The 23,989-nt window shown below is 62.8% G+C and carries 26 protein-coding genes and 1 tRNA gene; 16 read left to right on the top strand and 11 right to left on the bottom strand.

Going from position 1 to position 23,989, the window contains the following annotated elements:
* Positions 1-13 precede the first annotated feature (13 nt).
* Positions 14-226, top strand: a complete 213-nt coding sequence (locus tag ATC00_RS01535) for an alkylphosphonate utilization protein (protein ID WP_064251747.1) — start codon at positions 14-16, stop codon at positions 224-226.
* 53 nt (positions 227-279) lie between these two features.
* Here the strand turns inward: ATC00_RS01535 and ATC00_RS01530 are convergent, their stop codons facing one another.
* The gene (locus ATC00_RS01530) at positions 280-702 is read right to left on the bottom strand and encodes an organic hydroperoxide resistance protein (RefSeq protein ID WP_037379444.1); all 423 of its coding nucleotides are present in this window, start codon (positions 700-702) and stop codon (positions 280-282) included.
* A gap of 116 nt (positions 703-818) precedes the next feature.
* Here ATC00_RS01530 and ATC00_RS01525 point away from each other — a divergent pair, with 116 nt between their 5' ends.
* Positions 819-1,310, top strand: a complete 492-nt coding sequence (locus ATC00_RS01525) for a MarR family winged helix-turn-helix transcriptional regulator (RefSeq protein WP_037379442.1) — start codon at positions 819-821, stop codon at positions 1,308-1,310.
* Positions 1,311-1,322: 12 nt separating this feature from the next.
* Here ATC00_RS01525 and ATC00_RS01520 read toward each other — a convergent pair whose 3' ends face one another.
* Complete coding sequence (locus tag ATC00_RS01520; RefSeq protein ID WP_037379441.1) at positions 1,323-2,084, bottom strand: L,D-transpeptidase family protein; 762 nt, start codon at positions 2,082-2,084, stop codon at positions 1,323-1,325.
* 398 nt (positions 2,085-2,482) lie between these two features.
* On the opposite strand from ATC00_RS01520, the gene ATC00_RS01515 reads away from it, so the two are divergent.
* Positions 2,483-3,142: a glutathione S-transferase family protein gene (locus ATC00_RS01515; RefSeq protein WP_064251754.1), complete on the top strand. Its 660-nt coding sequence runs from the start codon at positions 2,483-2,485 to the stop codon at positions 3,140-3,142.
* Here the strand turns inward: ATC00_RS01515 and ATC00_RS01510 are convergent.
* A complete protein-coding gene (locus ATC00_RS01510) occupies positions 3,102-4,037 on the bottom strand; it encodes a LysR substrate-binding domain-containing protein (protein WP_037379439.1) in 936 nt (311 codons plus the stop codon). The genes ATC00_RS01515 and ATC00_RS01510 overlap by 41 nt on opposite strands.
* A 183-nt stretch (positions 4,038-4,220) precedes the next feature.
* On the opposite strand from ATC00_RS01510, the gene ATC00_RS01505 reads away from it, so the two are divergent.
* Positions 4,221-4,418, top strand: coding sequence for a hypothetical protein (locus tag ATC00_RS01505; protein WP_037379437.1), 198 nt, complete (start codon positions 4,221-4,223; stop codon positions 4,416-4,418).
* 49 nt (positions 4,419-4,467) lie between these two features.
* The gene (locus tag ATC00_RS01500; RefSeq protein ID WP_064251746.1) at positions 4,468-4,833 is read left to right on the top strand and encodes an MmcQ/YjbR family DNA-binding protein; all 366 of its coding nucleotides are present in this window, start codon (positions 4,468-4,470) and stop codon (positions 4,831-4,833) included.
* Positions 4,834-4,839: 6 nt separating this feature from the next.
* Here ATC00_RS01500 and ATC00_RS01495 read toward each other — a convergent pair whose 3' ends face one another.
* Positions 4,840-5,460 (bottom strand): glutathione S-transferase family protein, encoded by a 621-nt coding sequence (locus ATC00_RS01495; protein ID WP_037379980.1) that lies wholly within the window; start codon positions 5,458-5,460, stop codon positions 4,840-4,842.
* Positions 5,461-5,648: 188 nt separating this feature from the next.
* Here ATC00_RS01495 and ATC00_RS01490 point away from each other — a divergent pair, with 188 nt between their 5' ends.
* Positions 5,649-6,380: a DUF4198 domain-containing protein gene (locus ATC00_RS01490; RefSeq protein ID WP_064251745.1), complete on the top strand. Its 732-nt coding sequence runs from the start codon at positions 5,649-5,651 to the stop codon at positions 6,378-6,380.
* Positions 6,381-6,590: 210 nt separating this feature from the next.
* On the opposite strand, the gene ATC00_RS01485 is transcribed toward ATC00_RS01490, so the two are convergent.
* Complete coding sequence (locus ATC00_RS01485; protein ID WP_037379430.1) at positions 6,591-7,598, bottom strand: asparaginase; 1,008 nt, start codon at positions 7,596-7,598, stop codon at positions 6,591-6,593.
* A gap of 71 nt (positions 7,599-7,669) precedes the next feature.
* On the opposite strand from ATC00_RS01485, the gene ATC00_RS01480 reads away from it, so the two are divergent.
* Positions 7,670-8,407: a DUF3750 domain-containing protein gene (locus tag ATC00_RS01480; RefSeq protein ID WP_037379428.1), complete on the top strand. Its 738-nt coding sequence runs from the start codon at positions 7,670-7,672 to the stop codon at positions 8,405-8,407.
* A 242-nt stretch (positions 8,408-8,649) separates the two neighbouring features.
* Here the strand turns inward: ATC00_RS01480 and ATC00_RS01475 are convergent, their stop codons facing one another.
* The 3 genes from ATC00_RS01475 to ATC00_RS01465 form a co-directional block, all read right to left on the bottom strand.
* Positions 8,650-9,657 (bottom strand): NAD(P)H-quinone oxidoreductase, encoded by a 1,008-nt coding sequence (locus ATC00_RS01475; protein ID WP_064251744.1) that lies wholly within the window; start codon positions 9,655-9,657, stop codon positions 8,650-8,652.
* Positions 9,658-9,738: 81 nt separating this feature from the next.
* A complete protein-coding gene (locus ATC00_RS01470; protein ID WP_064251743.1) occupies positions 9,739-11,529 on the bottom strand; it encodes a bifunctional diguanylate cyclase/phosphodiesterase in 1,791 nt (596 codons plus the stop codon).
* Between the two features lie 133 nt (positions 11,530-11,662).
* Positions 11,663-12,211: an HdeD family acid-resistance protein gene (locus ATC00_RS01465; RefSeq protein ID WP_064251742.1), complete on the bottom strand. Its 549-nt coding sequence runs from the start codon at positions 12,209-12,211 to the stop codon at positions 11,663-11,665.
* 146 nt (positions 12,212-12,357) lie between these two features.
* Between ATC00_RS01465 and betI the strand changes: the two genes are divergently transcribed.
* The 4 genes from betI to betA all read left to right on the top strand — a co-directional run bounded on the left by betI (position 12,358) and on the right by betA (position 17,874).
* Positions 12,358-12,945, top strand: a complete 588-nt coding sequence (gene betI / locus ATC00_RS01460; protein ID WP_064251741.1) for a transcriptional regulator BetI — start codon at positions 12,358-12,360, stop codon at positions 12,943-12,945.
* 81 nt (positions 12,946-13,026) lie between these two features.
* On the top strand, positions 13,027-14,565 hold the full coding sequence (gene betC / locus ATC00_RS01455; protein ID WP_037379415.1) for a choline-sulfatase: 1,539 nt from the start codon (positions 13,027-13,029) through the stop codon (positions 14,563-14,565).
* Position 14,566: 1 nt separating this feature from the next.
* Complete coding sequence (gene betB / locus ATC00_RS01450; RefSeq protein WP_037379413.1) at positions 14,567-16,030, top strand: betaine-aldehyde dehydrogenase; 1,464 nt, start codon at positions 14,567-14,569, stop codon at positions 16,028-16,030.
* 194 nt (positions 16,031-16,224) lie between these two features.
* A complete protein-coding gene (betA, locus tag ATC00_RS01445; RefSeq protein ID WP_064251740.1) occupies positions 16,225-17,874 on the top strand; it encodes a choline dehydrogenase in 1,650 nt (549 codons plus the stop codon).
* 2 nt (positions 17,875-17,876) lie between these two features.
* On the opposite strand, the gene ATC00_RS01440 is transcribed toward betA, so the two are convergent.
* Both ATC00_RS01440 and ATC00_RS01435 read right to left on the bottom strand, forming a co-directional pair.
* Complete coding sequence (locus tag ATC00_RS01440; RefSeq protein ID WP_064251739.1) at positions 17,877-18,356, bottom strand: DUF6644 family protein; 480 nt, start codon at positions 18,354-18,356, stop codon at positions 17,877-17,879.
* Between the two features lie 3 nt (positions 18,357-18,359).
* A complete protein-coding gene (locus tag ATC00_RS01435; RefSeq protein ID WP_037379977.1) occupies positions 18,360-18,746 on the bottom strand; it encodes a DUF6152 family protein in 387 nt (128 codons plus the stop codon).
* Positions 18,747-18,979: 233 nt separating this feature from the next.
* Between ATC00_RS01435 and ATC00_RS01430 the strand changes: the two genes are divergently transcribed.
* Genes ATC00_RS01430 through cysN form a run of 3 tightly spaced genes read left to right on the top strand, consistent with a single transcriptional unit; the run spans position 18,980 to position 22,288 of the window.
* A complete protein-coding gene (locus ATC00_RS01430; protein ID WP_412458374.1) occupies positions 18,980-19,792 on the top strand; it encodes a phosphoadenylyl-sulfate reductase in 813 nt (270 codons plus the stop codon).
* 46 nt (positions 19,793-19,838) lie between these two features.
* Positions 19,839-20,792 (top strand): sulfate adenylyltransferase subunit CysD, encoded by a 954-nt coding sequence (gene cysD, locus ATC00_RS01425; RefSeq protein WP_037379407.1) that lies wholly within the window; start codon positions 19,839-19,841, stop codon positions 20,790-20,792.
* A complete protein-coding gene (cysN, locus tag ATC00_RS01420) occupies positions 20,792-22,288 on the top strand; it encodes a sulfate adenylyltransferase subunit CysN (protein ID WP_037379405.1) in 1,497 nt (498 codons plus the stop codon). The genes cysD and cysN overlap by 1 nt, the downstream gene beginning before the upstream one ends.
* A 263-nt stretch (positions 22,289-22,551) precedes the next feature.
* Here the strand turns inward: cysN and ATC00_RS01415 are convergent.
* Positions 22,552-22,628 (bottom strand) — tRNA-Pro (locus ATC00_RS01415).
* A 290-nt stretch (positions 22,629-22,918) separates the two neighbouring features.
* On the opposite strand from ATC00_RS01415, the gene ATC00_RS01410 reads away from it, so the two are divergent.
* On the top strand, positions 22,919-23,332 hold the full coding sequence (locus tag ATC00_RS01410) for a hypothetical protein (protein WP_037379401.1): 414 nt from the start codon (positions 22,919-22,921) through the stop codon (positions 23,330-23,332).
* A 53-nt stretch (positions 23,333-23,385) separates the two neighbouring features.
* Positions 23,386-23,889 carry a hypothetical protein gene (locus tag ATC00_RS33315; protein ID WP_234782233.1) on the top strand — a complete coding sequence of 168 codons (504 nt, stop codon included), beginning with the start codon at positions 23,386-23,388 and terminating at the stop codon, positions 23,887-23,889.
* Positions 23,890-23,989: the final 100 nt, after the last annotated feature.

Below are 23,989 nucleotides of genomic sequence, written 5' to 3'. Positions count from 1 at the left end.
GAAAGGGCCACCCATGGACGTCAAGGATTCGAACGGTACGATCCTCAAGGATGGCGACAACGTCACCCTGATCAAGGACCTGAAGGTGAAGGGCACCTCGACCACCCTGAAGCGGGGTACGCTGGTGAAGGGCATTCGGCTGACGGACAATCCGGACGAGGTCGAGTGCCGCGTCGAAAAGGTCAAGGGGCTGGTGCTGCGAACCGAATTTCTCAGGAAGGCCTGAGAAAGCAAGATGAAGCCCACCCTTGCGGGCTTCATCGGATATTCAGGATACCGTCAGGCCACCGACAGTTTCACGTCGACATTGCCCCGGGTTGCATGGCTGTAGGGGCAAACGATATGCGCCTTCTGGACGAGGTCCTCGAGCACCGCCTTGTCGACGCCGGGTGAAGAGATCTCAAGCGCCGCATCGATGAAGAAGCCGGTGCCGTCGTCACGCGGGCCGATGCCGACCGTGCCTGTCACTTTCGTGTCTTCGGCAAGCTTTACCTTTTCCTTGCCGGCCACGAACTTCAGCGCGCCGAGGAAGCAGGCGGAGTAGCCGGCCGCAAAAAGCTGCTCCGGATTGGTGCCGCGTGCCCCATCGCCGCCCAGTTCCTTCGGCACGGTGAGCGTGACGTCGAGAATGCCGTCGGCGCTCTTGGCCTGGCCGGCGCGGCCCCCGGAGGCAGATGCGGTGGTGCGATAAAGAATGGGCATGGCAGTTCTCCTTGCTTGGCTTCGTTGTCGATGAAAAATCAATAGCGCAAAATTAAATTGGACGCAAATTAATTTTGCAAATTGCATTCTGGGCGTGAATTTGCGACAATCCGGCAATGACAACCAAAGCGGTGAAAACTGAAAACCCATTCCCCGACGAGGCGCTGGCGCTCGGCCAGCAACTTTGCTTTGCCGTCTATTCCGCGACGCACGCCTTCAACCGGGCCTACAAGCCGCTCCTCGACCGCTTCGGGCTAACCTATCCGCAGTATCTCGTGCTCTTGGCGCTGTGGCAACGGGACGGCATGACTGTGAAGCGGATCGGCGAGGAACTGGGTCTCGATTCAGGCACTCTCTCGCCCCTGCTCAAGCGGCTGGAGGCAGCAGGCTATGTCGGGCGCATGCGCGACCCGGCCGACGAAAGGCAGGTCATCGTCAGCCTCACGGAAAACGGTCGGCGCCTGAAAACCGAGGCCTTCAAGATCCTCGCGGAGATCGGCAGGGCTACGGGCTGCAGCCTCGAGGAACTCGGAGAGCTGCGTGAGGCGCTGCATCGGCTGACGCAGCGCCTGGTCGACAGCCAGGACGAGGGAAACGCGGCCGATTGAGGCTCGCCGTCGTCAGATGACGAGAATCGGCGCCTTGCCGCGCACGCGGTCATAGAGATCGATGACGTCCTGATTGATCATGCGGACGCAACCGGACGAGACGGCCTTGCCAATCGACTGCCATTCCGGCGTTCCATGGACGCGGTAAAGCGTGTCCTGGCCGTTCTGGAAGATGTAGAGCGCCCGCGAGCCGAGTGGATTGTCGAGACCCGGCGGCATGCCGCCATTGTCGGCCGAATATTTGGCGAGCACCGGCTGGCGGGCGATCATCGAGTTCGGCGGCGTCCATTTCGGCCATTTCTGCTTCCACTGGATGACGCCGCGCCCTGACCAGGCGAAGCCTTCGCGCCCGAGCCCCACGCCGTAGCGCGTGGCGCTGCCGCCGGATCCGATCAGATAGAGATAGCGGTCCGCCGTATCGACAACGATCGTCCCGGGCGCCTCGCCGAACGGGTCGCTGACCTCCTGGCGATAGAAGCGCGGGTCGATTTGCCGATAGGGCACGGCCGGAACGACAAAACCGCCATCCCCCCTTTCCGCGTAGATATCGGCGTAATAGGCGTCCTGCGGAGGCAGGCCAGTCAGCGGCTCTTGGAGCATAGCCGGATCGACCCAGCGGCTTTCGAGGGCAGGATTGCGATAGACGGGCATCGTTTCCTGGCGAAAACGGTCGGTGTTCATCGACGACGTGCAGCCCGCAAGGCCAGCGGAGGCGATTGCGAGTCCGGAACTACGGAGAAACTGGCGGCGGGACAGGACAGGCAGCGATGACATCGAACTCTGATCGGTTTGAGTGCGGCGAGAAAGGAGAGCGGCGCGACGCGCAACGTGCATCGTCCCGCTCTTGCAGCGAAATCGCGATGGCCTTGTGTCGACGCAAAAGCCATCCGGTGATCGATATCGACAAGTCGGAGGAGGACGCAAGCCAAAAACATTCTTGCCCCCTCACTCCAAGCTTGCATTTACGGCTGGAGCCGAACTTGCGCCAGTAAATATCCGATCACGATTGTGGTACCGCACTTTGCAACCGTTAACAGGCGCTGCCTCGGTGCGACCGGGCCGCAGATCGGGTTCGCATCAAAAGATTTCATGCGACACATCAAGGCGGACGGCTTCAGCAGGCCTCGGCAATTGCGTATGCAATGGCGGCATTGCCAACCGAGGAGGCCGAGATGCTGACGATTTATGGTGTTTACCGCTCGCGCGCATCGCGCAACTACTGGATGGCCGGAGAACTCGGCATTCCCTTCAAATCCGTGCCGGTTATCCAGGCGCGTCGCCTTGCCGACCCGCTGGCCGCGGACGCACCGATCAACACGCGCTCGCCGAGCTTTCTCGCCGTCAATCCCATGGGCCTCATTCCGGCGATCGACGACGACGGGCTGGTGCTGACCGAATCGCTTGCCAATAATCTCTATCTTGCCCGCAAGCATGGCGGGCCGCTGGCGCCGGCCGACCTTTCCGAGGAGGGACAGATCGGCAATTGGACCATGTGGGCGGCGACCGAGGTCGAGCCGCATGCGGTCAAGATCGTCCTCGCCTATGACGCCGGCATGGAGAACACGCCCGACGGGCAGGCCCTGATCGCCACCTGCATGCGGGCGCTCGAGAAATCCTTTGCCAGGCTCGAGGCGCATCTCGACGGCCGCGACAACCTGGTCGGCGGCCGCTTTACGGTCGCCGATGTCAACCTCGCCGAGGTGTTCCGTTATACGATGAGCCAGGCGGCGCTTTTCGAGCAGCACCCGCGCGTCAAGGCATGGCTGGCGCGCTGCCAGTCCCGCCCGGCCTTCAAGGCGATGATGGAAGAACGGCTGAAGGAGACGGAATAGCGGAGAGCTGCCGCATCCCCTCCTCCACTTCCTCGCGCACCCAGCGCTTGAAGGCAAGCACTGCCTTGCTTTCACGCCTCGAGGCCGAGGTGACGAAATAGTGCCCGAAGCCGGTTTTGGCGCGGATGCCGAAGGGCGCCACGAGGCTGCCCTTCATCACGGCATAGCCGGCAAGCGTCTGCCAGGCGATCATCACGCCCTGGCCGGCAATGGCGGCATCGAGCGCCAGCGAGGCATCGTTGAAGCTGTGGCGCACGGTCATCTCGGCGCCGGATAGACCGGCCGCCTTCAGCCACACCTCCCAGGAGAACATGGCGTGCTCGTCGATGACGGCCGGCAGCTTCAGGATGTCCCCCGGCTTGTGCAGGTCCGCGGCGAGTGCCGGCGAGCAGACGGGAAAGACCTCCTGCTCCAATAGCAGCTCGGCGCGCACGCCCGGCCAATGCCCCGCACCGACGCGAATGGCGAGATCGACATCCGACGTATCGACGTTCGCAAGCTTGGTGGTCGCATCGATTCGCAATCGGATCTCGGGGTGGCAGTCGGCAAAACGATTGAGCCGGTAGACGAGCCAGCGCGCCGCGAAAACCGGGGCCACCGATACGGTCAGCACCGATTCGTCGCGGCGCCGGGCTTCGCCCACGGCTTGGGCAATCTCCGTAAAGGCGTTTGACAGTCGCCCCAAAAGCACCCGGCCCGCCTCGGTCGGCACCAGCCCCCTCGGCAAGCGCTCGAAAAGGGCTCGCCCGAGCTGCGCCTCGGTCTTGGCAATCTGCTGGCTGACGGCGCCGGGCGTGACGCCGAGTTCCTCCGCCGCGGCCGCAAGCGAACCAAGCCGCCCGGCCGCCTCGACAGCGCGCAACCCATTCAAGTGGATCGTGTTGATCTCTCGCATATAGTTTTTCTAAACTAATGATACGGCAATCTCAATTGCAAAATCACCTTGAGAGGCAGATGCTGATTGCGATGTCTCCGGACTGGCTGAGGATTTTCAGCGGAAGTTCAATACATTGCCGCCGGCTGCGTGTTGATCTTGGCTCATTTCACAAAGCCGCGGCATTCCGAATGGAGGAACCGCATGTTGAAGCTTTTCTCTATTCTAAAACTGTCCCTGAAGCGTGGCGACGAACGAGCCGACGCCTATGGGGATTGGCTGCGTGATCCGCTGCAGCATCCCGATCTTGCTCGGATGGCCGAACGCGAACTCGCGGACCTGCCATTCCCGGACTGGCCATGGCCCCGCGCGAATACGATCAGCACTTGCGATTGCAGCTGATCATCGCCACAGTTCGGAGCAATCCGGTCCGGGCGAACGACGGTCACCGATGGCAGACGAGATCGAAACAGGCTTCGAACGCGTCCGGCGCCTCGCCGAGGCCGCAGGCCTGCCGGAGACGAGCGTCGGCACGTCCTACGGCACGCCGGCGCTGCTCGTCAAAGGCAAGAGCTTCGTCAGAATGAAGGACGCCGAAACGCTCGTGGTGATGTGTGCGCTCGAGGAGAAGGAGATGTTAATGGAACTCGATCCGTCGCTCTTCTTCGAGACCGACCACTACAAGGGCTGGCCGGCAATGCTCGTGCGGCTCTCGAAGATCGACGACGGGTCGCTGACGCAGAGACTGATTGCCGCCTGGCGCGAAAAGGTGCCGAAGCGGCTCGCCGCCCGCTTCGGCACCGCCGGCCCACGCTAACCAGCCTTATGACCGCACGACGTCCAGAACCTTTGCGACGGCTCGCCGCTCGGCCATGCGGTTGCGGTGGTCGAGGATTTTGGGGAACTGCGCCGGATCGACGCCATCGCCTTCGAGCCAGCTTGCGATGGTGAAGAGATAGGGATCGGCAATCGTATAGGTATCGCCCATGGTGAAGGGCCCGGCAAACATCGTCCCCTCGATCAACGCGAAGCAATCGGCCATGTTCTTCGACACCTTCGCCTTCATCGCCTCATGGGCGGCCGGATCGTCCGCCCAGCGGGCGCCACGCCGGGCGTGCGCGTGCGCAACGTGGACCGTCGAACAGAGATAGCTCAGGAACGACTGCAGCCGGGCGAATTCGAAGGGATCGTCGTTCGGCGCGAGCCGGGCACCCGGGAACGTCTGAGCGATATAGGTCAGGATCGCCGGAGTCTCGGTCAGCGTGCCGCGGTCCGTCACCAGGGCTGGTACGCGGCCCTTCGGGTTGACGGCGAGATATTCGGGCTTCGTCTGCTCCGCCTTCGAGAAGTCGACGCGATGCGCCTCATAGGAAGCACCCGCTTCTTCCAGCGCGATATGCGAGGCGAGCGAGCAGGTCGCGGGCGTATAAAACAGCTTCAACATCATCATGCTCCTGTTTCGGAAAGTCCGGGCAGGCGGGACGCCCTCGCATTTGCCTCACCGCGCTTCAACGGGAAACGGCGCTGGGGCACAAGTCGTGCCGCAGAAGAGATGAAATCGCAGCGATTGACAAGGTGCGGAATTCCCCGTTAACAGACGATTGTTATGTTATAACATATGAGGACTTACTGATGAAGAAACTGATTACCCTCGTTACCACCGCGGGGCTCACACTAGCGACGGCAGGTCCCGCCCTGTCGCACGGCGCCTGGGTCGCCGAGCGCTGGGGCGAGTTCGCCGTCATCTACGGTCACGGCGCAGGAGACGATGGCTATGATCCCGTCAAGGTCACCAAGGCGACCGCAATCGATAAGGACGGCAGCGAGATCGCGGTGAAGAAGGAGCCTGCTGCAAACCATGTCCTCCTCAAGCCGGAAAACGAACCGGCACTGATCGCTCTCGAATTCGACAACGGCTATTGGAGCGAGGACGCCGACGGGAAATGGCTGAACAAGCCGAAGAGCGAAGTGCCCGGTGCCCGCCGGGCCACCCGCACCATCAAGAACAGCATTGCCGTGATCCACGCCCACGACAGGCTGCCGGCCTTCCCGTCTCAGCCGCTGCAGATCCTGCCGCTCGACAATCCGATCGGCCTTGAGCCGGGCGAGAAATATCGCATCCGCGTGCTCTTCGAAGGCAAGCCGCTGGCGGGCAAGGAGGTCATGCTCGACTATGTCGGCCTACCCGAACTCGTCTCGGCAAAGACCGATGCCGAGGGCGAGACGGAAGTGACGTTGCGCAATGCCGGGCTGAACGTTCTGGCGGTCAGCCACGACGTGCCGCTCGAAGACAGCCGTGCTGCCGACGAAACCGGCTATACGGCGACGCTGACCTTCGTCGCAGAGCCGCATGTGGATGAATAGTCCGGTGCCGGCGGGAGGACCGCCGGCGCCCCCTCACTTCGTCATGTCGGCGCAGCCCTGCACGCTACGCATGTCTCCTTAAATCATCCTCGATTTAAGGAGAAAGACATGCAGCAATTCAAAGTGCTACAGCGACCTTTGCGCGTCTGATAGACGCGCGGCGCTGTAGTCGTCCGGTCGCGCACAGCCCCGCTGATCATGCGGGCTTCCTCAGGAGGCAAACGCCTCCGTGACGCGCACGTCGCCGACATGGATGCCGTTCCAGTTGCTCATCGAATGGTTGGCGACTGCCATCAACGCCGCCTGGACTTGCTCTTCGCCCGCGAAGAACCGTGCGAGCGTCGCCGCGACCATCGATTCGGCGGCTCGCGTCGTGCCGTCCTCGCACTTGACCGCAATGCCGACGCCCTTTTCCGGGACGGCGGCGCAGAACACCCCTTCGGCACCGGTCTTGGCGAAGATGCGACCGGGTGCCGCCTTCATCAACCGCGTACAGGTGCGATCCGTGCCGGCGACATAGAAGGGCTCGGCCATGCAGGCCTCGATCAGGCGCTTGGAGGCGCGTGCCCGCACCGCGTCCAAGCCCGCGCCCGTCGCCATGCGGGCGAAGCCATGGGCGAGACCCTTCATCGGCACCGCATAGGTCGGTATCGAGCAGCCGTCGACGCCGCAATTATCCTGGGTGAGAAGCGCGCCCGTCAGGCTTTCCATGATGCCGCGGATTTCCTGCTGGATCGGATGGCCGTAGCCGGCATAGCCCTCGACCTCAGTGCCGGAGTGGCAGCAGGCGCAGATAAAACCGGCGTGCTTGCCGGAGCAATTGTTGTGCAGCGCGCTCGGCCTTTCGAGGGTGCGCGCCTGCGCAATGAGGTTCTTCTGGTAGAAGGACCAATGGGCGCCGCATTCAAGCGCAGCAACATCGCGGCCGGCGGCGGACAGCATTCTGGCGGCCAGCGCCACGTGTTCCGGTTCGCCGGAATGCGATGAACAGGCAAGCGCCAGTCCCTTGTCGTCAAAGCCGTAGGCATCCGCGGCGCCGCTTTCTATGAGCGGCAGCGCCTGCATCGCCTTGCAGGCCGAACGGGGAAATACGGCCGCTTCCGTGTCGCCGAGCGCGAACAGCGTCTTGCCGTCGCCGTCCACTGCGATGACCGTGCCGCGGTGGCGGCTTTCGACCAGATTTCCGCGCGTCACTTCGACCAGGACCGGATTCGACATGTCTTGCCCTCAATTTTCCAAGTTTGGGCTATGCATCTATCAGGAATCCATCCGCAGAAAAGACATCGTCGATGAAAATCCTCCGCCGGCTGTTGCTCGCCTTCGCCATCATCTACCTGCTGCCGGCGCTGGCGTCAGCGGGACTGTGGTACTTCAAGGAGCGGCCGCAGAGCTGGCGCGACGCGGACTGGTCGTCGACAGGCATTCTTCCCGAGGCCTCCGTCAGTCCGGGGGCGGCGATCTATGTCTTCTCGGCAACGACCGGTGGCATGAAGGGCGCCGTGGCGAGCCACGCATGGATCGTCACGAAGGAGGAAGGCGCTTCCACATATAACCGGTATGAAAAGGTCGGCTGGGGCCGGCCGATCCGCAAGAACGCCTACCGGGCCGACGGACGCTGGTATTCGAACGAGCCGCGCATCGTTGTGGCCGTGACCGGCGAGGAAGCGAAGCGGCTGATCCCGAAGGTCGAACAGGCGATCGCCGCCTATCCCTATTCCTCGCCCGGCACCTACCGCCTCTGGCCGGGACCGAATTCCAACACCTTCGTCGCCCATGTGCTGCGCTCGGTGCCCGAACTCGACACCGTGCTGCCGCCCGATGCGGTCGGACGCGACTATCTGCCGGAAGGCAAGCTGTTCCACATCGACGCGGACGGCCGCGACCTGCATGCGACGCTCTATGGCGTCGCCGGCATTTCGGCCGGCTGGCGCAGCGGTCTGGAACTGCATTTTATGGGGCTGGTGGCCGGCATCGATATTGCCCGCCCAGGCATCAAGATACCGGCGATCGGCCGGCTCGGGATCTGAGCTGTAAAAAGGAAAAGGGCCGCGTTAGCGACCCTTCCATGAGTTTTGGCCCGTGTAAGGCTTGAGCTTTAGAGCTCGGAGGAAGGTGGCGGATTAAGCCGAGGGCTGCCTCGACTCCTTCACTTCTCCCATGCCTGTCACGAGGTCCGAAATCTCATTAGACATTGGATCACCTTCCTTTCTGTTGTTGCCGATATAGCCAAGGTAGTTCATGTCCGCGGCAATACAAGGGCAACCATCGTCTAATCCCCGGCAATCGTCATCACGATCTTGCCGATATGGTCGCCCTCTTCCATCAGGCGGTGGGCGTCCGCAATCTCTTCAAAGGGCAAGACCGCGTGTATGACCGGCGCGACATCGCCTGCTTCCAAGAGCGGCCAGACCCGCGCGGCAAGTCCGTCGCGGATCGCTCGTTTCTCCTCCGCCGTGCGCGGTCTCAATGCGGACCCCATCACATGCAGCCGTTTGGTCAGGATCGCGGCGATATTGGCGTCCTCGACGCGCGCCCCGCCGAGAAAGCCGATGATCGACAGGCGTCCATTCCTGGCAAGCGAGGCGAGGTTGCGGCCGAAATAGCGACCGCCGACCATGTCGAGGATCACATCGACGCCGCGGCTGCCGGTCGCCTCGAGGACGACCGTCTTGAAATCCTCCTCGCGGTAGTTGATCGCCCGCTTCGCGCCGAGCGTCTCGCAGGCGGTACACTTCGCCGCGCTGCCGGCGGTCGCGAAAACCTCGGCGCCGAGAGCCTTGGCAAGCTGGATCGCGGTCGTGCCGATGCCGCTCGAGCCGCCGTGAACGAGGATGGTCTCGCCAGCCTTCAGGCCCGCCATGTCGAAGACATTGGCCCAGACCGTGAAGAAGGTCTCCGGCAGGGCCGCGGCCTTGACCGCGTCATAGCCCTTCGGCCAGGCAAGCGCCTGCGTCGCCGGCACCGCGCAAAATTCGGCATAGCCGCCGCCATTGGCGAGCGCGCAGACCCTGTCGCCGACCGAAAAACCTGCTGCCCCCTCGCCAAGCTCGACGATCTCGCCGGCGACCTCGAGGCCGAGAATGGGGCTCGCGCCGGGCGGCGGCGGATAGTCGCCCTTGCGCTGCAGCACGTCCGGCCGGTTGACGCCGAAGGCCTCGACGCGGATCAAGATCTCGCCGGGCCTGAGCTGCGGCAGCGGCCCACGCGCCAGAACCATGTTTTCCGTGCCACCCGGGCTCGGCAAATCGACATAGGTCATTCCGGTCGAGATAGTCATAGTGGCATCCTCGCGAAGCGATTGTAGCGCCTATACCTATAGCCGGCCCAGGGCTCAGGAAAGGCCATGCCTCGCCAAGACTCATTCGCGCGTGATCAGTTCCAGCACCAGGCCTGTCTCACTTGCCTTGGCCCGCGCCTTGATCTCCGCGATCCTCTTGCTCACCGTCTGGCTGTCCGAGAGGATGAAACCTTCCGGGAGGACGAGCACCGCGATCGAGCAGCGCATCAGCGGGAAATCCTTCGCTCCGCCGTCGCGACCATATCCGCTGATGCGACCGGCTGCCTGATGCTCGGGGGAATAGAGCTGGCGGACATCCGAACGAAAATCGCCGATGAGGCGCATCAGCTGGCTGCGAAGCTCCGCTTCGGCGAGCCCGCTGACGCCGACGAAGAAGTCGTCGCCACCGACATGGCCGAGGAACTTTTCCTCGCCGATGAAATGGCGCCGCAGGAGCGCGGCGAACAGGGTAATCGCCAGGTCACCCTTCTGGAAACCGTAGCTGTCGTTGAAGGGCTTGAAGTCGTCGAAATCGCAATAGCAGAAATAGCGCGTCTCATCGGCATCGAGAATGGCCTGCTGGACGTGGTCGCGGATCGCCCGATTGCCCGGCAGGCCGGTCAGCGGGTTCTGCTCCTGCGCCAGTTTCAGCTGTTTCTCGTTGATGATCTTCAAGAGCGACGAGGCCGAGAGAATGCCGGCATAGCGCATGTTCTCCGTCAGGATGACGCAGTCGCTGCCGTCCATGCCGGCAAAGATCTTCAGCATCTCGTCGGCCGGCGTATCGAGATCGGCGATCGGCGCCGGCGTGACGAAGTGCGAAATGCGCCGCTGGTAGATGCGGTTTTTCAGAAGATCGCGGCCGAAGGGGTGATAGATCATCTCCTTCACGTGGTACTCGTGCAGGATGCCGCGCGGCTCGCCGTTGGCGTTCAGCACCGGGAAGAAAGCCTGGCGCGGGTTGCGCCGGAAAAGATCGAAGACGGAATCGAGATCGTCGCTTTCCCTGACGGTCGGCAGCTGCTCGATCTCCTTGCGGATCAGGATACTGTCCAGCGTCGACGAAAGCCGGCGGACGCCCGGCTCGAGATGCGGATAGGCCGGCTGCAGCTCGTTCAAGTGCGTCGTCGGACGCGCGACGAAATAGCCTTGTATCAGGTCGCAGCCGAGGTCGCGGCAGACGAGGAACTCCGCTTCCGTCTCGACGCCTTCGGCAATCACCCGGGTACCGAGCACATGCGCCATGTTGACGGTGTGGCGCAGGAGATGGCGTTTGCGCGGGTCTCTCTCTATGCCGGAGACGAAGTGCCGGTCGATCTTCACATAGTCGACCGGCTGGTCGCAGAGCAGTTTCAGCCCATTGAAGCCGGCCCCGAAGTCGTCGATCGCCAGCTTGAAGCCGGCAAGCCGCAATTGCCGGACGAGAGCCGAGAAATCCGGGATCTTGTCGCCGTCGAAGCGTTCCGAGAGTTCGAAGCAGAGCGATGACGGGGCGATATTGGCGCGCTTCAGATGATTGACGAGCCGCTCGACGATGTCCCCCTCGCCGCCGACCAGCCGCGAGTCGAAATTCAGGAAGAGCGTACGCGACGCAAAATCCGGCAGCGTCGCGAAGGCCGCGACGGCGCGGCTGTTGATCAGATGTTCGAGCGCCAGCAATTGCCCGGCGCCCTCCGCTCTGTCGAGCAATTCAAGTGGCGAGGCGAAGCCCAGCCGATCGAAACCGCGTAGGAGCGATTCATAGCCGAACACTGCACCGGTGGTCGCTTCGACGATCGGCTGGAAGGCGTTTTCGATGACGAGCTTGGCGAGCGTTACGATCTGATCGTCGCCGAAGCGGCGAAGCGACAGAAGTTCTGCGGCGGCGGGCATGCCGGACTCCAGGATATGACGGACGGACCGGCCGCCAGCATGGGGGGCAAGCGTCAATGAAAGCTTTCGCCAACGTGAATGTTTTGTGACGGTCGCTTCCGGACAAGTCCTTCCTTCTGCCCAGGCAGCCGGACTAGCTCTTCACGAGAACACCGAAGGCGATCAGCGCCAGGCCCTGCATGACGAGGTCTACCGCAAGAAACAGGCCGAGGATCCAGAGGCTGTCGACCGGCCAGCCGGCGGCGATGACGAGACCGGCAATGAGCGTCACAAGGCCGCCGATGACGATCCAGCCCCAGCCGCCAAGCGGGCTGAGCCGGAAGCCAACCCAGATCCGGAAGGCGCCGGCGACGATCAAGGCGATCGCCATAAGGATGGTCAGGATCGACGAAGCGAGCAGCGGATTGATGAAGGCAAAAAGACCCGCCGCCGCATAGAGGCCGCCACTCAGCACCCAGAAGAGAAAGCCTCCCCAATCCTTGACCTGATAGGCCTGAGCGAGATTGAGCAGACCGCCGATCAGCATGATGAGACCGACGTAATAGACGGAGGCGACCGTCGCCATCAGCAGATTGCCGAAGGCAATGCCCCCGGCCATGATCAGCAGCACGCCGAGCGCGACGAACCATGCCCACTTTCCCGCCACGGTCTGTCTTCCGCTGGGATCGAACGTGTTGGTCATTTCAACCTCCAGTCCTGGCGATCGGCACGAGCGCTACCTGCTGATTGAGCCGGATTTCCAAGCAAAAAGAAAGGGAAAAAGCATGCGGTTTTTTATTGATTGATGCGTCAATCAAAAATAGACTGCCTCGCGAAGGAGCTTTGGAGATGCCAAAAGTCGGGATGGAACCGATGCGCCGCAAGGCGCTGGTGGACGCGGCGCTGCGCGTGATCGGCGATCAGGGGACGCTTGCCGTCACGATGTCCGACATCGCCCGCACGGCCGGCGTCTCGCCGGCGCTGGCGCATCACTATTTCGGCAGCAAGGATCAGTTGCTGATCGCGACGATCCGCAGTCTTCTAACAGAACTACGCCGGGACGCCGCGGCGGCATTGAAGAGAGCGGCGACGCCGCGCGAGAAGGTAAGCTCGCTGATCCGTGTCAGCTTCCGGGCCGATCAGTTCGCCCCCGAGACGGTCGCCGCCTGGCTCGCCTTCTATTCCGAGGCGCAGCGCTCCGAGGACGTGCGACGCCTTCTCGTCATCTATGCGCGGCGGTTGCGCTCCAATCTGCTCGCCAGCCTCAAGCCGCTCTGCCCCGCCGATGACGCGGAGCGTATCGCCGAGGGCGCGGCTGCGATGATCGACGGACTTTACATCCGGCAAAGTTTGAAATCGGCGCCGATCAGCATCGAGGCTTCGATCGCGCTGACGGAAGATTATGTGAATGCACACTTGCGGGCGAGTAAACGGTGAGTTGAAGCCTGCCGGCGCCCCGCTGATGGAGATGGCTGCCCCCTCATCCGACGCAATTCGAACCATCGAGGAACCGACAACGTGACCGCCAGGAAGCCGAATATTCTGATCATCATGGTGGACCAGTTGAATGGGACGTTCTTCCCCGACGGTCCCGCCGACTTCCTGCATGCGCCCAATCTGAAGGCGCTCGCCGCCCGCTCCGCCCGCTTCCGAAACAACTACACGTCCTCGCCGCTCTGTGCCCCGGCGCGCGCGTCCTTCATGGCCGGGCAGTTGCCGAGCCGCACGCGCGTCTACGATAACGCGGCGGAATACCAGTCGTCGATCCCGACCTATGCGCACCACCTGCGGCGGGCCGGCTATTACACCGCGCTTTCCGGCAAGATGCACTTCGTCGGCCCGGACCAGTTGCACGGCTTCGAGGAACGCCTGACGACCGATATCTATCCGGCCGACTTCGGCTGGACGCCGGACTATCGCAAGCCCGGCGAGCGCATCGACTGGTGGTATCACAATCTCGGTTCGGTCACCGGTGCCGGCGTCGCTGAGATCACCAATCAGATGGAATATGACGACGAGGTGGCGTTCCTGGCGAACCAGAAGCTCTACCAGCTTTCGCGGGAGAATGACGATGAGGACCGCCGGCCCTGGTGCCTCACCGTCTCCTTTACGCACCCGCACGACCCCTATGTCGCACGCCGAAAATTCTGGGATCTCTACGAGGAATGCAAGCACCTCGAGCCGGAAGTGGGCGCCATCCCCTTCGAAAAGCAGGATCCGCATTCGCAGCGGATTATGCATTCCTGCGACTACAAGAATTTCGAGCTGACCGAGGAAAACATCCGCCTGTCGCGCCGCGCCTACTTCGCCAATATTTCCTATCTCGACGAGAAGGTCGGCGAGCTCGTCGATACGCTGACGCGGACCAGGATGCTCGACAATACGCTCATCCTTTTCTGTTCCGACCATGGCGACATGCTCGGCGAGCGCGGCCTGTGGTTCAAGATGAATTTCTTCGAAGGCTCGGCACGCGTGCCGCTGATGGTTGCCGGGCCGGACGTCACGCCGGGTCTGCATCTGACGCCGACATCCAATCTCGACGTGACGCCGACGCTTGCTGACCTTGCCGGCATCTCGATGGATGAGGTCCAACCCTGGACGGATGGCGTCAGCCTGGTGCACACGATCAACGGCGCGGAGCGCACCGAGCCGGTGCTGATGGAATATGCGGCCGAGGCTTCCTATGCGCCGCTCGTCGCGATCCGCGAAGGCAAGTGGAAATACGTCCACTGCGCACTCGATCCGGACCAGCTCTATGACCTGGAGGCCGATCCGCTGGAACTCACCAATCTTGCGGAGAAGCCGCGCGGACCGGTCGATCAGGCGACGCTCGCCGCGTTTCGCGATATGCGCGCCGCCCACTGGGACATGGAGGCCTTCGACGCCGCCGTCCGCGAAAGCCAGGCGCGGCGCTGGGTGGTCTACGAGGCGCTCCGCAACGGCGCCTATTACCCTTGGGATCACCAGCCGCTGCAGAAGGCATCCGAGCGCTACATGCGCAACCACATGAACCTCGACAATCTCGAGGAATCCAAACGCTATCCGCGAGGAGAATAAGATGAAAGCCCAACCGAAAGCCTCGCACTTCATCGACGGCGAATATGTCGAGGACACCGCCGGCACGCAAATCGAGAGCATCTATCCGGCCACCGGCGAGGTGATCGCCCGGCTGCACGCAGCAACGCCGGCGATCGTCGAGAAGGCGATCGCAGCGGCCAAGCGGGCGCAGCCGGAATGGGCGGCGATGAGCCCGACGGCGCGCGGCCGCATCCTGAAGCGTGCCGCCGAGATCATGCGCGAACGTAATCGCGAACTCTCCGAACTCGAGACGCTCGATACCGGCAAGCCGATCCAGGAAACGATCGTTGCCGACCCGACCTCGGGCGCCGACAGCTTCGAGTTCTTCGGCGGGGTCGCGGCGGCGGCGCTCAACGGCGACTATATCCCGCTTGGGCAGGACTTCGCCTATACCAAGCGGGTGCCGCTCGGCGTCTGCGTCGGCATCGGTGCCTGGAATTACCCACAGCAGATCGCCTGCTGGAAGGGCGCGCCGGCGCTCGCCGCCGGCAATGCCATGGTCTTCAAGCCGTCGGAGAACACGCCGCTCGGGGCGCTGAAGATCGCCGAGATCCTCGTCGAGGCGGGCCTGCCGAAAGGGCTCTACAATGTCATCCAGGGCGACCGCGCGACCGGCCCGCTGCTCGTCAACCATCCCGACGTCGCCAAGGTGTCGCTGACCGGCTCGGTACCAACTGGCAAAAAGGTGGCGGCGGCCGCCGCAGCCGAACTGAAACACGTCACCATGGAGCTCGGCGGCAAGTCGCCGCTGATCGTCTTCGACGACGCCGACCTCGAAAGCGCCATCGGCGGCGCCATGCTCGGCAATTTCTATTCGACCGGCCAGGTCTGCTCGAACGGCACCCGCGTCTTCGTGCAGCGGAAGATCAAGGAAGCCTTCTTGGCGCGGCTGAAGGAGCGCACCGAAGCGGTCGTCATCGGCGATCCGATGAACGAGGCGACGCAACTCGGGCCGATGGTCTCGAGGGCGCAGCGCGACAAGGTGCTCTCCTATATCGAGACGGGCAAGGCCGAAGGCGCGACGCTTCTGACCGGCGGCGGCATTCCGAATGCGGTCAACAGCGAAGGCACCTATATCCAGCCGACCGTCTTTGCCGATGTCACCGATGAGATGACGATCGCCCGCGAGGAAATCTTCGGGCCGGTGATGTGCGTGCTCGACTTCGACGACGAGGCGGAGGTCGTCGCGCGGGCGAACGCCACCGAATTCGGCCTGTCGGCTGGCGTCTTCACCGCCGACCTCACCCGCGCCCACCGGGTGATAGACCGGCTCGAGGCCGGTACGCTGTGGATTAACGCCTACAATCTCGCACCGGTCGAAATACCATTCGGCGGATCGAAGCAATCCGGCTTCGGGCGCGAAAATTCGGTCGCGGCGCTCAACCACTATACCGAGCTCAAGACCGTTTATGTCGGCATGGGGAAGGTAGAGGCGCCGTACTGAGATTTGCAATTTTGCCCCTCACCCTAACCCTCTCCCCGCTCGCGGGGAGAGGGGACAAGAGGGCCGGCATGTCCCTTACCTCCGTGCGGGGAGAGGCAGCGGAAAGTCGCAGCAAGTCCCTTCTCCCCGCTTGCGGGGAGAAGGTGGCGGCAGCCGGATGAGGGGCTGTTCGACACACAAGAAAGACCACGCTTATGCAGGCAGATTTCGTCATCATCGGTTCCGGTTCGGCAGGCTCGGCGCTCGCCTATCGCCTGTCGGAGGACGGCAAGAATTCCGTCATAGTTCTGGAGTTCGGCGGCTCGGACTTCGGTCCGTTCATCCAGATGCCGGCCGCACTTGCCTGGCCGATGAGCATGAACCGCTACAACTGGGGCTATCTCTCCGAGCCGGAGCCGCACCTCAACAACCGGCGCATCACCGCGCCGCGCGGCAAGGTGATCGGCGGCTCCTCCTCGATCAACGGCATGGTCTATGTGCGCGGCCACGCCGAGGACTTCAATCGCTGGGAGGAACTCGGCGCGCAGGGCTGGGCCTATGCCGACGTGCTTCCCTATTTCAAGCGGATGGAACATTCGCACGGCGGCGAAGACGGCTGGCGCGGCACCGATGGGCCGCTGCATGTCCAGCGCGGCCCGGTCAGGAACCCGCTCTTTCACGCTTTCGTCGAAGCCGGCAAGCAGGCCGGTTTCGAGATGACCGACGATTATAACGGCTCCAAACAGGAAGGCTTCGGGCTGATGGAGCAGACGACCTGGCGCGGCCGGCGCTGGTCGGCCGCTTCCGCCTATCTGAAGCCGGCGCTGAAGCGCCCGAATGTCGAGCTGATCCGCTGCTTCGCCCGCAAGATCGTCATCGAGAATGGCCGCGCCACCGGCGTCGAAATCGAGCGCGGCGGCCGCATCGAGGTGGTCAAGGCCAACCGCGAAGTGATCGTCTCGGCCTCCTCGTTCAACTCGCCGAAGCTCTTGATGCTCTCCGGCATCGGCCCGGCGGCGCATCTGAAGGACATGGGCGTTGACGTCAAGGTCGACCGTCCGGGCGTCGGCCAGAACCTGCAGGACCACATGGAGTTCTATTTCCAGCAGATCAGCACCAAGCCGGTCTCGCTCTATTCCTGGCTGCCATGGTTCTGGCAGGGAGTCGCCGGCGCCCAATGGCTGTTCTTCAAGTCCGGTCTCGGCATTTCCAACCAGTTCGAGGCCTGCGCCTTCCTGCGCTCGGCGGCCGGCGTCAAGCAGCCCGACATCCAGTACCACTTCCTGCCGGTGGCGATCAGCTATGACGGCAAGGCGGCGGCGAACACGCACGGCTTCCAGGTGCATGTCGGCTACAACCTGTCGAAGTCGCGCGGCAGCGTCACGCTCCGCGCCTCCGACCCGAAAGCCGATCCGGTGATCCGCTTCAACTATATGAGCCATCCGGAGGACTGGGAGAAGTTCCGCCACTGCGTGCGCCTGACGCGCGAGATCTTCGGCCAGAAGGCCTTTGACCAATATCGCGGACCGGAGATCCAGCCGGGCGAAAAGGTCCAGACGGACGAGGCGATCGACGCCTTCCTGCGCGAGCACCTGGAGAGCGCCTACCACCCCTGCGGCACCTGCAAGATGGGTTCGAAGGACGATCCTATGGCCGTGGTCGACCCGGAGACGCGGGTGATCGGCGTCGACGGCCTGCGGGTTGCCGACTCCTCGATCTTCCCGCATGTCACCTATGGCAACCTCAACGGTCCCTCGATCATGACCGGAGAGAAGGCCGCCGACCATATCCTCGGCAAGCAGCCGCTCGCCCGCTCCAACCAGGAGCCTTGGCTCAACCCGCGTTGGGCGATCAGCGATCGGTAACCCTACTCCAGGAGAAATCCGATCCACCGGCCGGCGACGACGGCGCCGGTCCAGATCATCAGCGAAAGCACTGCCGAAAGGCGGACCCTCAAGGTAAGCGGGCCGCCCTTGATGGCGGCGCGCCATTGCGGCGTGAGATGCAACAGGCCCGCGTTGACGACGCCGACGGCGAGCAGCGTCATCTTGGTGAGAAACGCGGGATTACTTGCGTATTCGAGCGGGTTGACGCTGAAGAGACAGAAGCCGGTGGCGATCGTCAGCGCAACGCCGACGGCAGCCGCGTGCGAGAGGTACGGCCCGACCACCGCGACCGGGACCGCCCGGGCGAGGCCGAGAAGCCGCAGGTCCAGCGGCAGGATCGCGCCGATGATGATCCCGAACGACAGGATATGGGCGGCGTTGACGAAGATATATAGGGTCGCGGAGCGCCGTATCGCCAGGGCGAAGGGCAGGGTTCCGATCCAGGCCAACACCTCATCCATCAATCAATTCGTCTGTATGCGCTCTGGATAGATGTCATAGACCTTTCCGGCTACGGTGATCCGAACCGCCTTCATCCTCTTCTCGCTGCGATCGAGCGATCGATTGCCGAGTGCGACGATGGGGTCGCCGACTTTCGCAACGCCCTCGACGAAGCCGGAGCGCTCGGTCAGCCGGGGATTGCCGAGTTCGACCAGCCAGATGCCGTCATTCTTCGTTTCGACGTTCAGCGTCGGATGCGGCGGCGCCATCGAAATCTCGCGGATCGTCCCGGTGAGCTCGATCTGGTCGGCCTCCGCCCAGGACCAGCCGTGATGAGCAAAGGCGCCCGTAACCAGAAGCAAACCGAGGACGCTTCCAAGGACGACGCGACTGGATAAGGACTGGATCATCTCCATCTCCCTTCATTCTCCGCATTGATCAATGCACAAGCTGGCGCAGACAACGCGAAAGGATAGGGCCTTCAACAATTCTTGAACAGCCGCTCCCTCGGCGCTGGCGGAGGAATTCATCTTCGCCCCTTCCCTCCAGCCAAAGATAATCTACTAAATTACTAGGTTTTCTTAGAACTTTCTGGATCAGAGAGATATTTGCTCTGATCCTTAAGCAATAGAAATCCGTTTTTCTGTCCTTTGTCACAAACGGCTGCGATATTCCGTCCAAATTGCAACAGGATGCAGCCATGACGACGCAATCCCTCGAAGCCGAAGCCAAGGCCCTGAACGACAAGCTCGAAAGCCTCGATCTTGCCGGGCGCCTGGCGCTCGTCGCCGGCCTTGAAGGCCGGGCGGTCTTCACCACGTCGCTCGGCATCGAGGATCAGGTCATCACCGCCGCGATCGGCACCAACCGGCTCGACATCGAGGTCGCCACGCTGAAGACCGGCCGGCTTTTCAACGAAACCGTCGCCCTGATCGAAGAGACCGAGGAAACCTACGACATTCTGATCAAGCGCTACCATCCCGAAAAGGCCGATATCGAAGCCTATGTGACACAATACGGCATGAATGGCTTCTACGAGAGCGTCGAAGCAAGGCATGCCTGTTGCGGCGTGCGCAAGCTGAAGCCGCTTGCGCGCGCGCTCGAAGGGGCAAGCTACTGGATCACCGGGCTGCGCCGCGGCCAGTCGGGCAACCGTGCCACCACGCCCTTTGCCGAAGCCGACCTCGAGCGCGGCCTCATCAAGATCAATGCGCTGGCGGATTGGGATATCGAGGCGATCCGTGCGCATGTCGCCGCAGAGGCCATCCCCGTCAACCCGCTGCACGGCCGCGGCTATCCGTCGATCGGCTGCGAGCCCTGCACGCGCGCCATCAAGCCGGGCGAGCCCGAGCGGGCCGGCCGCTGGTGGTGGGAGAACGACGAGAAGCGCGAGTGCGGCCTGCACGTTGCGGAAGCGGCCTCCTCCATCATCCCCAATGCCAGCAGCGCCGCCTGAGGGCAGCGCCGCCGCCAAGAGACAAGTATCCTCCCCGGAGTTCGAAATGCCCCACACCCATCCGGAAACGGAATTGCATAACCCGCAGAGCACGAAACCGCCGCTTGATCCGCATCTGAAGGCCCTCGAAAACGAAGCGATCCACATCTTCCGTGAGGTCGCTGCCGAATTCGAGCGCCCGGTGATGCTCTATTCGATCGGCAAGGATTCTTCCGTGCTGCTGCACCTGGCGCGCAAGGCCTTCTATCCCGGCCGCATCCCCTTCCCGCTCCTGCACGTCGATACCGGCTGGAAGTTCCGCGAGATGATCGCCTTCCGCGACGAGATGGTCGAAAAATACGATCTTGATCTCGTCGCCCATACCAATCCGCGCGGTGCAGCCGAGAACGTCACGCCGTTCACGCACGGCTCGGCGCTCTATACCGACATCATGAAGACGGAAGCGCTGCGCCAGGCGCTCGACGCCGGCCAATACGATGCCGCCTTCGGCGGCGCGCGTCGCGACGAGGAAGCGAGCCGCGCCAAGGAGCGCATCTATTCCTTCCGCACGCCGGACCATCGCTGGGACCCGCGCAACCAGCGGCCCGAACTCTGGAATGTCTATAACGGCATGATCCGCAAGGGCGAGAGCGTGCGCGCCTTCCCGCTCTCCAACTGGACCGAGGTCGACATCTGGCGCTACATCCAGGCGGAAGAGATCCCGATCGTGCCGCTCTATTTCGCCAAGAAGCGTCCGATCGTCGAGCGCGACGGCATGATGATCCTTGCGGAGGACCCGCGCCTCGAACTGCTTCCGGGCGAGACGAAGCGCGAGGAAGTCATCCGCTTCCGCACGCTCGGCTGCTTCCCGCTGACAGGCGCGATCCGCTCCAATGCGACGACGCTCGACGACATCATTTCCGAACTTGAAACCGCGACCGTCTCCGAACGCCAGGGCCGCGCCATCGACCGCGACCAGGCCGGCTCGATGGAAAAGAAAAAACGCGAAGGATACTTCTGATGACCGCACCGGCACTAGCGAACGCAGCCCTGGACGAAACGGCCGTCGCCCTTCCCTCGCAGGAACCGGCGCGGGTCGCGCGCGATTCCCGCCCGCTTCGCCTCATCACCTGCGGCAGCGTCGATGACGGCAAGTCGACACTGATCGGCCGGCTGCTCTGGGACACCAAGGCGGTCAAGGAAGACCAGGCCGCGAGCCTTCAGCGCGATTCCAAGGGCAAGCAAAACGATCTCGGCCTGCCCGATTTCGCGCTGCTGCTCGATGGGCTGCAGGCTGAGCGCGAACAGGGCATCACCATCGATGTCGCCTATCGCTACTTCTCGACCGACAAGCGCTCCTTCATCGTCGCCGACACGCCCGGCCACGAGCAGTATACCCGCAACATGGCGACCGGCGCCTCGACCGCCGATCTTGCCGTGCTGCTGGTCGATGCGCGCGTCGGCCTTCTGGAGCAGACCCGCCGGCACGCGACGATCGCGACGCTGATGGGCATCAAGCAGTTCGTGCTGGCCGTCAACAAGATCGACCTGACCAACTACGACCGCAGCCGCTTCGAGCAGATCTCGCACGAGTTCAAGGAACTGGCGCTGTCGCTCGGCGTCCGCCAGGTGACCGCTATCCCGGTCTCGGCGCTGAAGGGCGAGAACGTCGTCTATGACGGCCGCGCCTCGATGCCCTGGTACGAGGGGCCGACGCTGATCGAGGTGCTGGAACTCGCAACCACCCGCTCGGCACAGACCGTCGGCTTCCGCCTGCCGGTGCAGCGCGTCTCGCGCCCGGGCGAAAGTTTCCGGGGTTATCAGGGCACGGTGGCCGGCGGTTCGGTGAAGCCCGGCGATTCCGTCGTCATCCTGCCCTCCGGCATGGTCGCCAACGTCACCAAGATCGTTACCTTCGACCTGGTGCGCAACGCCGCCGTTGCCGGCGACGCGATCACGCTGGTGCTCGACCGCCAGGTGGACGTCTCGCGCGGCGACGTGATCGCGACGATCGACAGCCAGCCGATGACCGGGCTCGCCTTCGACGCCCAGCTCGTGGCGCTTCAAGCCGAAGGCATCCAGCCGGGCAAGCGTTACTGGCTGAAGTCCGGCAGCCGCCGTCAGCGCGTGCAGGTGCAGCCGATCAGCCAGCTTGACCTGAAGTCCGGCAAATGGAACCATGCCGACGAGCTGCCGATGAACGCCATCGGCAAGGTGCACCTCGCCTTCGACGAGCAGGCGATCTTCGACGCCTATGAGCAGAACCGCACGACCGGCGCCTTCATCCTGATCGATCCGGACACCAACAACACGGTTGCCGGCGGGATGATCTCCGCCAAGCGGGCGGCCATCGGCGGCATCCACACCGAGGACAGCCGCGTTATCCTGTCGCTGCCGGCGGACCTTGCCGACCAGCTGATGGCCACCGAAATCTTCGCTGGCCGCCGCGAGGACGCCGAAATCCGCCGCGTCACCGCCGCCAGAGCGATCGAGATCATCGACGTAATCGACGAGTGAGCGGAATATCCCAAGACGTGAAAAGGGGCCTGCGTGGCCCCTTTTTTCATGCGGCGTTCCTGCCGGCAGAATTTTGATGGCCCTTGCCTTATGATCTTCCAGGCCGTCTGGTGCAAATAGAGGTGTTCGCCGGAAGCGCGCCCGAACCGGATGCTGCGGGCCGCAAGGCGCATAGGCCTTCGGAAGAGTGGACGCGTCAAACGCTATCGCGCCCCGATATGCCGGGATCGAAAAAACACTACGCGCTAAGTGATTGATTTGGCTGGTCGGAGTGGTGTGATTCGAACACACGACCCCCACGTCCCGAACGTGGTGCGCTACCAGACTGCGCTACACTCCGTGACCAGCGGCGCCTCTATAGAACAGCATTTTCGTTTTCACAAGCGCCAAACTCAAAAAAGAACGTGGGCTTCTCCAAAAAATTCCGGGCGACGATATGCCCGTCAAATCCTCACCCATGCGTGGCAGTAGGGCGTTTCTGCAACGCTTCGGATTTTCCTCGAGCGCAGGGTCGCGCACCGATTTTCTTTCGTCGCGTTTGGCGCTAGAGCCTCGCCGGAACGCAAGGAATCCGGGGGACTCGGGCCTTCCGCGCAGAAGAATTCGAGCACAGACCAAAGGGACAGAGACATGAATTTCCGCATGATGACGGCGGCCGGCCTTGCGCTGGTGCTGGCCGGCTGCACGACGACGACCGGGGTGGCGCGCAACGAGGTCGAGAAACGCTGGCTCGGCCAGCCGGCCGGCGCCTTCTTCGCCCAGTTCGGCCCGCCGCTTGCCGACGTCGAATCCGGCAGCGACACCGTCTATAGCTGGAAGGGTGGCTACAAGACCCGCAGGATCCCGGCCGAATACGAAAAGAGCGCCGACGGCAAGCGCGGCAAGCGCATCGCGGCCGCCCGCACCGAATATTTGAGCTGCGCCGTCCAGCTCACCGTCTCCTCCGACTATGTCATCCGCTCGATCCGCATCGCCGGTGACCGCAAGCGTGCCAACGGCCCGAGCTGGTGCGAAGAATTTTTGGGCGGCGCCAAGACGGAGTAAGGACGCGCACACCGTTCATCGAGTGGCCCGCTGACGAAAGTCGGCGGGCTGGTTTGAACGACAACCACAAGCGTGGGATGGCGACGAGGATGCCGGAATCTGTTTTTGATGAGTATCGGGCCGCACTAATATCGCAACCAGTTTCGGCAGTTTGGCGAGGATATGGTTCAGCGATTTTTCTGGAGCTTGGCCGGCTGTATCCCCAGGTGAGGCATGATGGCTCGGTCGGAAATCCGCGTGGCGAGTACACAGTGATGATCGAGTGGAGTTGGCGAATTGAAAATGAAACCTCCATCATCTGCGGAAGTTGGAGTGAGGACCAAGACTGGGAGAACGTTTTCAATTCGCTCGTCGGCTGCAAGGTTCACGACGTATCGTTGTCTGGTCGGCTCCCGGAGTTATTGATCCACTTGTCAGGTGGTAACTACGTCGCTTCCTTCATGACCGCCGAGGGGCAGCCTGCATGGACAATATTTGCTAGGACGCCTGAAGATCTCAAATCCCGCTTCATCTCCGTCGAGAACGGCAGAGTGTGTGAAGGCACGGAAAAGACGTAGGGACAGCAATCGCTATTCTGACGTACTCTGTTGGTCCGTCAAAAACAGGCGTGTGTTGACGAGACTTAGCGAACTCGTTTCGCTTACAACTTGACCGCGG

Origin of the sequence: Sinorhizobium americanum, assembly GCF_001651855.1 — a bacterium.
Lineage (GTDB): Bacteria > Pseudomonadota > Alphaproteobacteria > Rhizobiales > Rhizobiaceae > Sinorhizobium > Sinorhizobium americanum.
This window is presented reverse-complemented; position numbering and strand designations above follow the sequence as displayed.

Coding starts and splice junctions, on each gene's coding strand:
- ATC00_RS01535 (WP_064251747.1), top strand. CDS start 14: ATGGACGTCAAGGATTCGAACGGTACGATCCTCAAGGATGGCGACAAC.
- ATC00_RS01530 (WP_037379444.1), bottom strand. CDS start 702: ATGCCCATTCTTTATCGCACCACCGCATCTGCCTCCGGGGGCCGCGCC.
- ATC00_RS01525 (WP_037379442.1), top strand. CDS start 819: ATGACAACCAAAGCGGTGAAAACTGAAAACCCATTCCCCGACGAGGCG.
- ATC00_RS01520 (WP_037379441.1), bottom strand. CDS start 2,084: ATGTCATCGCTGCCTGTCCTGTCCCGCCGCCAGTTTCTCCGTAGTTCC.
- ATC00_RS01515 (WP_064251754.1), top strand. CDS start 2,483: ATGCTGACGATTTATGGTGTTTACCGCTCGCGCGCATCGCGCAACTAC.
- ATC00_RS01510 (WP_037379439.1), bottom strand. CDS start 4,037: ATGCGAGAGATCAACACGATCCACTTGAATGGGTTGCGCGCTGTCGAG.
- ATC00_RS01505 (WP_037379437.1), top strand. CDS start 4,221: ATGTTGAAGCTTTTCTCTATTCTAAAACTGTCCCTGAAGCGTGGCGAC.
- ATC00_RS01500 (WP_064251746.1), top strand. CDS start 4,468: ATGGCAGACGAGATCGAAACAGGCTTCGAACGCGTCCGGCGCCTCGCC.
- ATC00_RS01495 (WP_037379980.1), bottom strand. CDS start 5,460: ATGTTGAAGCTGTTTTATACGCCCGCGACCTGCTCGCTCGCCTCGCAT.
- ATC00_RS01490 (WP_064251745.1), top strand. CDS start 5,649: ATGAAGAAACTGATTACCCTCGTTACCACCGCGGGGCTCACACTAGCG.
- ATC00_RS01485 (WP_037379430.1), bottom strand. CDS start 7,598: ATGTCGAATCCGGTCCTGGTCGAAGTGACGCGCGGAAATCTGGTCGAA.
- ATC00_RS01480 (WP_037379428.1), top strand. CDS start 7,670: ATGAAAATCCTCCGCCGGCTGTTGCTCGCCTTCGCCATCATCTACCTG.
- ATC00_RS01475 (WP_064251744.1), bottom strand. CDS start 9,657: ATGACTATCTCGACCGGAATGACCTATGTCGATTTGCCGAGCCCGGGT.
- ATC00_RS01470 (WP_064251743.1), bottom strand. CDS start 11,529: ATGCCCGCCGCCGCAGAACTTCTGTCGCTTCGCCGCTTCGGCGACGAT.
- ATC00_RS01465 (WP_064251742.1), bottom strand. CDS start 12,211: ATGACCAACACGTTCGATCCCAGCGGAAGACAGACCGTGGCGGGAAAG.
- betI (WP_064251741.1), top strand. CDS start 12,358: ATGCCAAAAGTCGGGATGGAACCGATGCGCCGCAAGGCGCTGGTGGAC.
- betB (WP_037379413.1), top strand. CDS start 14,567: ATGAAAGCCCAACCGAAAGCCTCGCACTTCATCGACGGCGAATATGTC.
- betA (WP_064251740.1), top strand. CDS start 16,225: ATGCAGGCAGATTTCGTCATCATCGGTTCCGGTTCGGCAGGCTCGGCG.
- ATC00_RS01440 (WP_064251739.1), bottom strand. CDS start 18,356: ATGGATGAGGTGTTGGCCTGGATCGGAACCCTGCCCTTCGCCCTGGCG.
- ATC00_RS01435 (WP_037379977.1), bottom strand. CDS start 18,746: ATGATCCAGTCCTTATCCAGTCGCGTCGTCCTTGGAAGCGTCCTCGGT.
- cysD (WP_037379407.1), top strand. CDS start 19,839: ATGCCCCACACCCATCCGGAAACGGAATTGCATAACCCGCAGAGCACG.
- cysN (WP_037379405.1), top strand. CDS start 20,792: ATGACCGCACCGGCACTAGCGAACGCAGCCCTGGACGAAACGGCCGTC.
- ATC00_RS01410 (WP_037379401.1), top strand. CDS start 22,919: ATGAATTTCCGCATGATGACGGCGGCCGGCCTTGCGCTGGTGCTGGCC.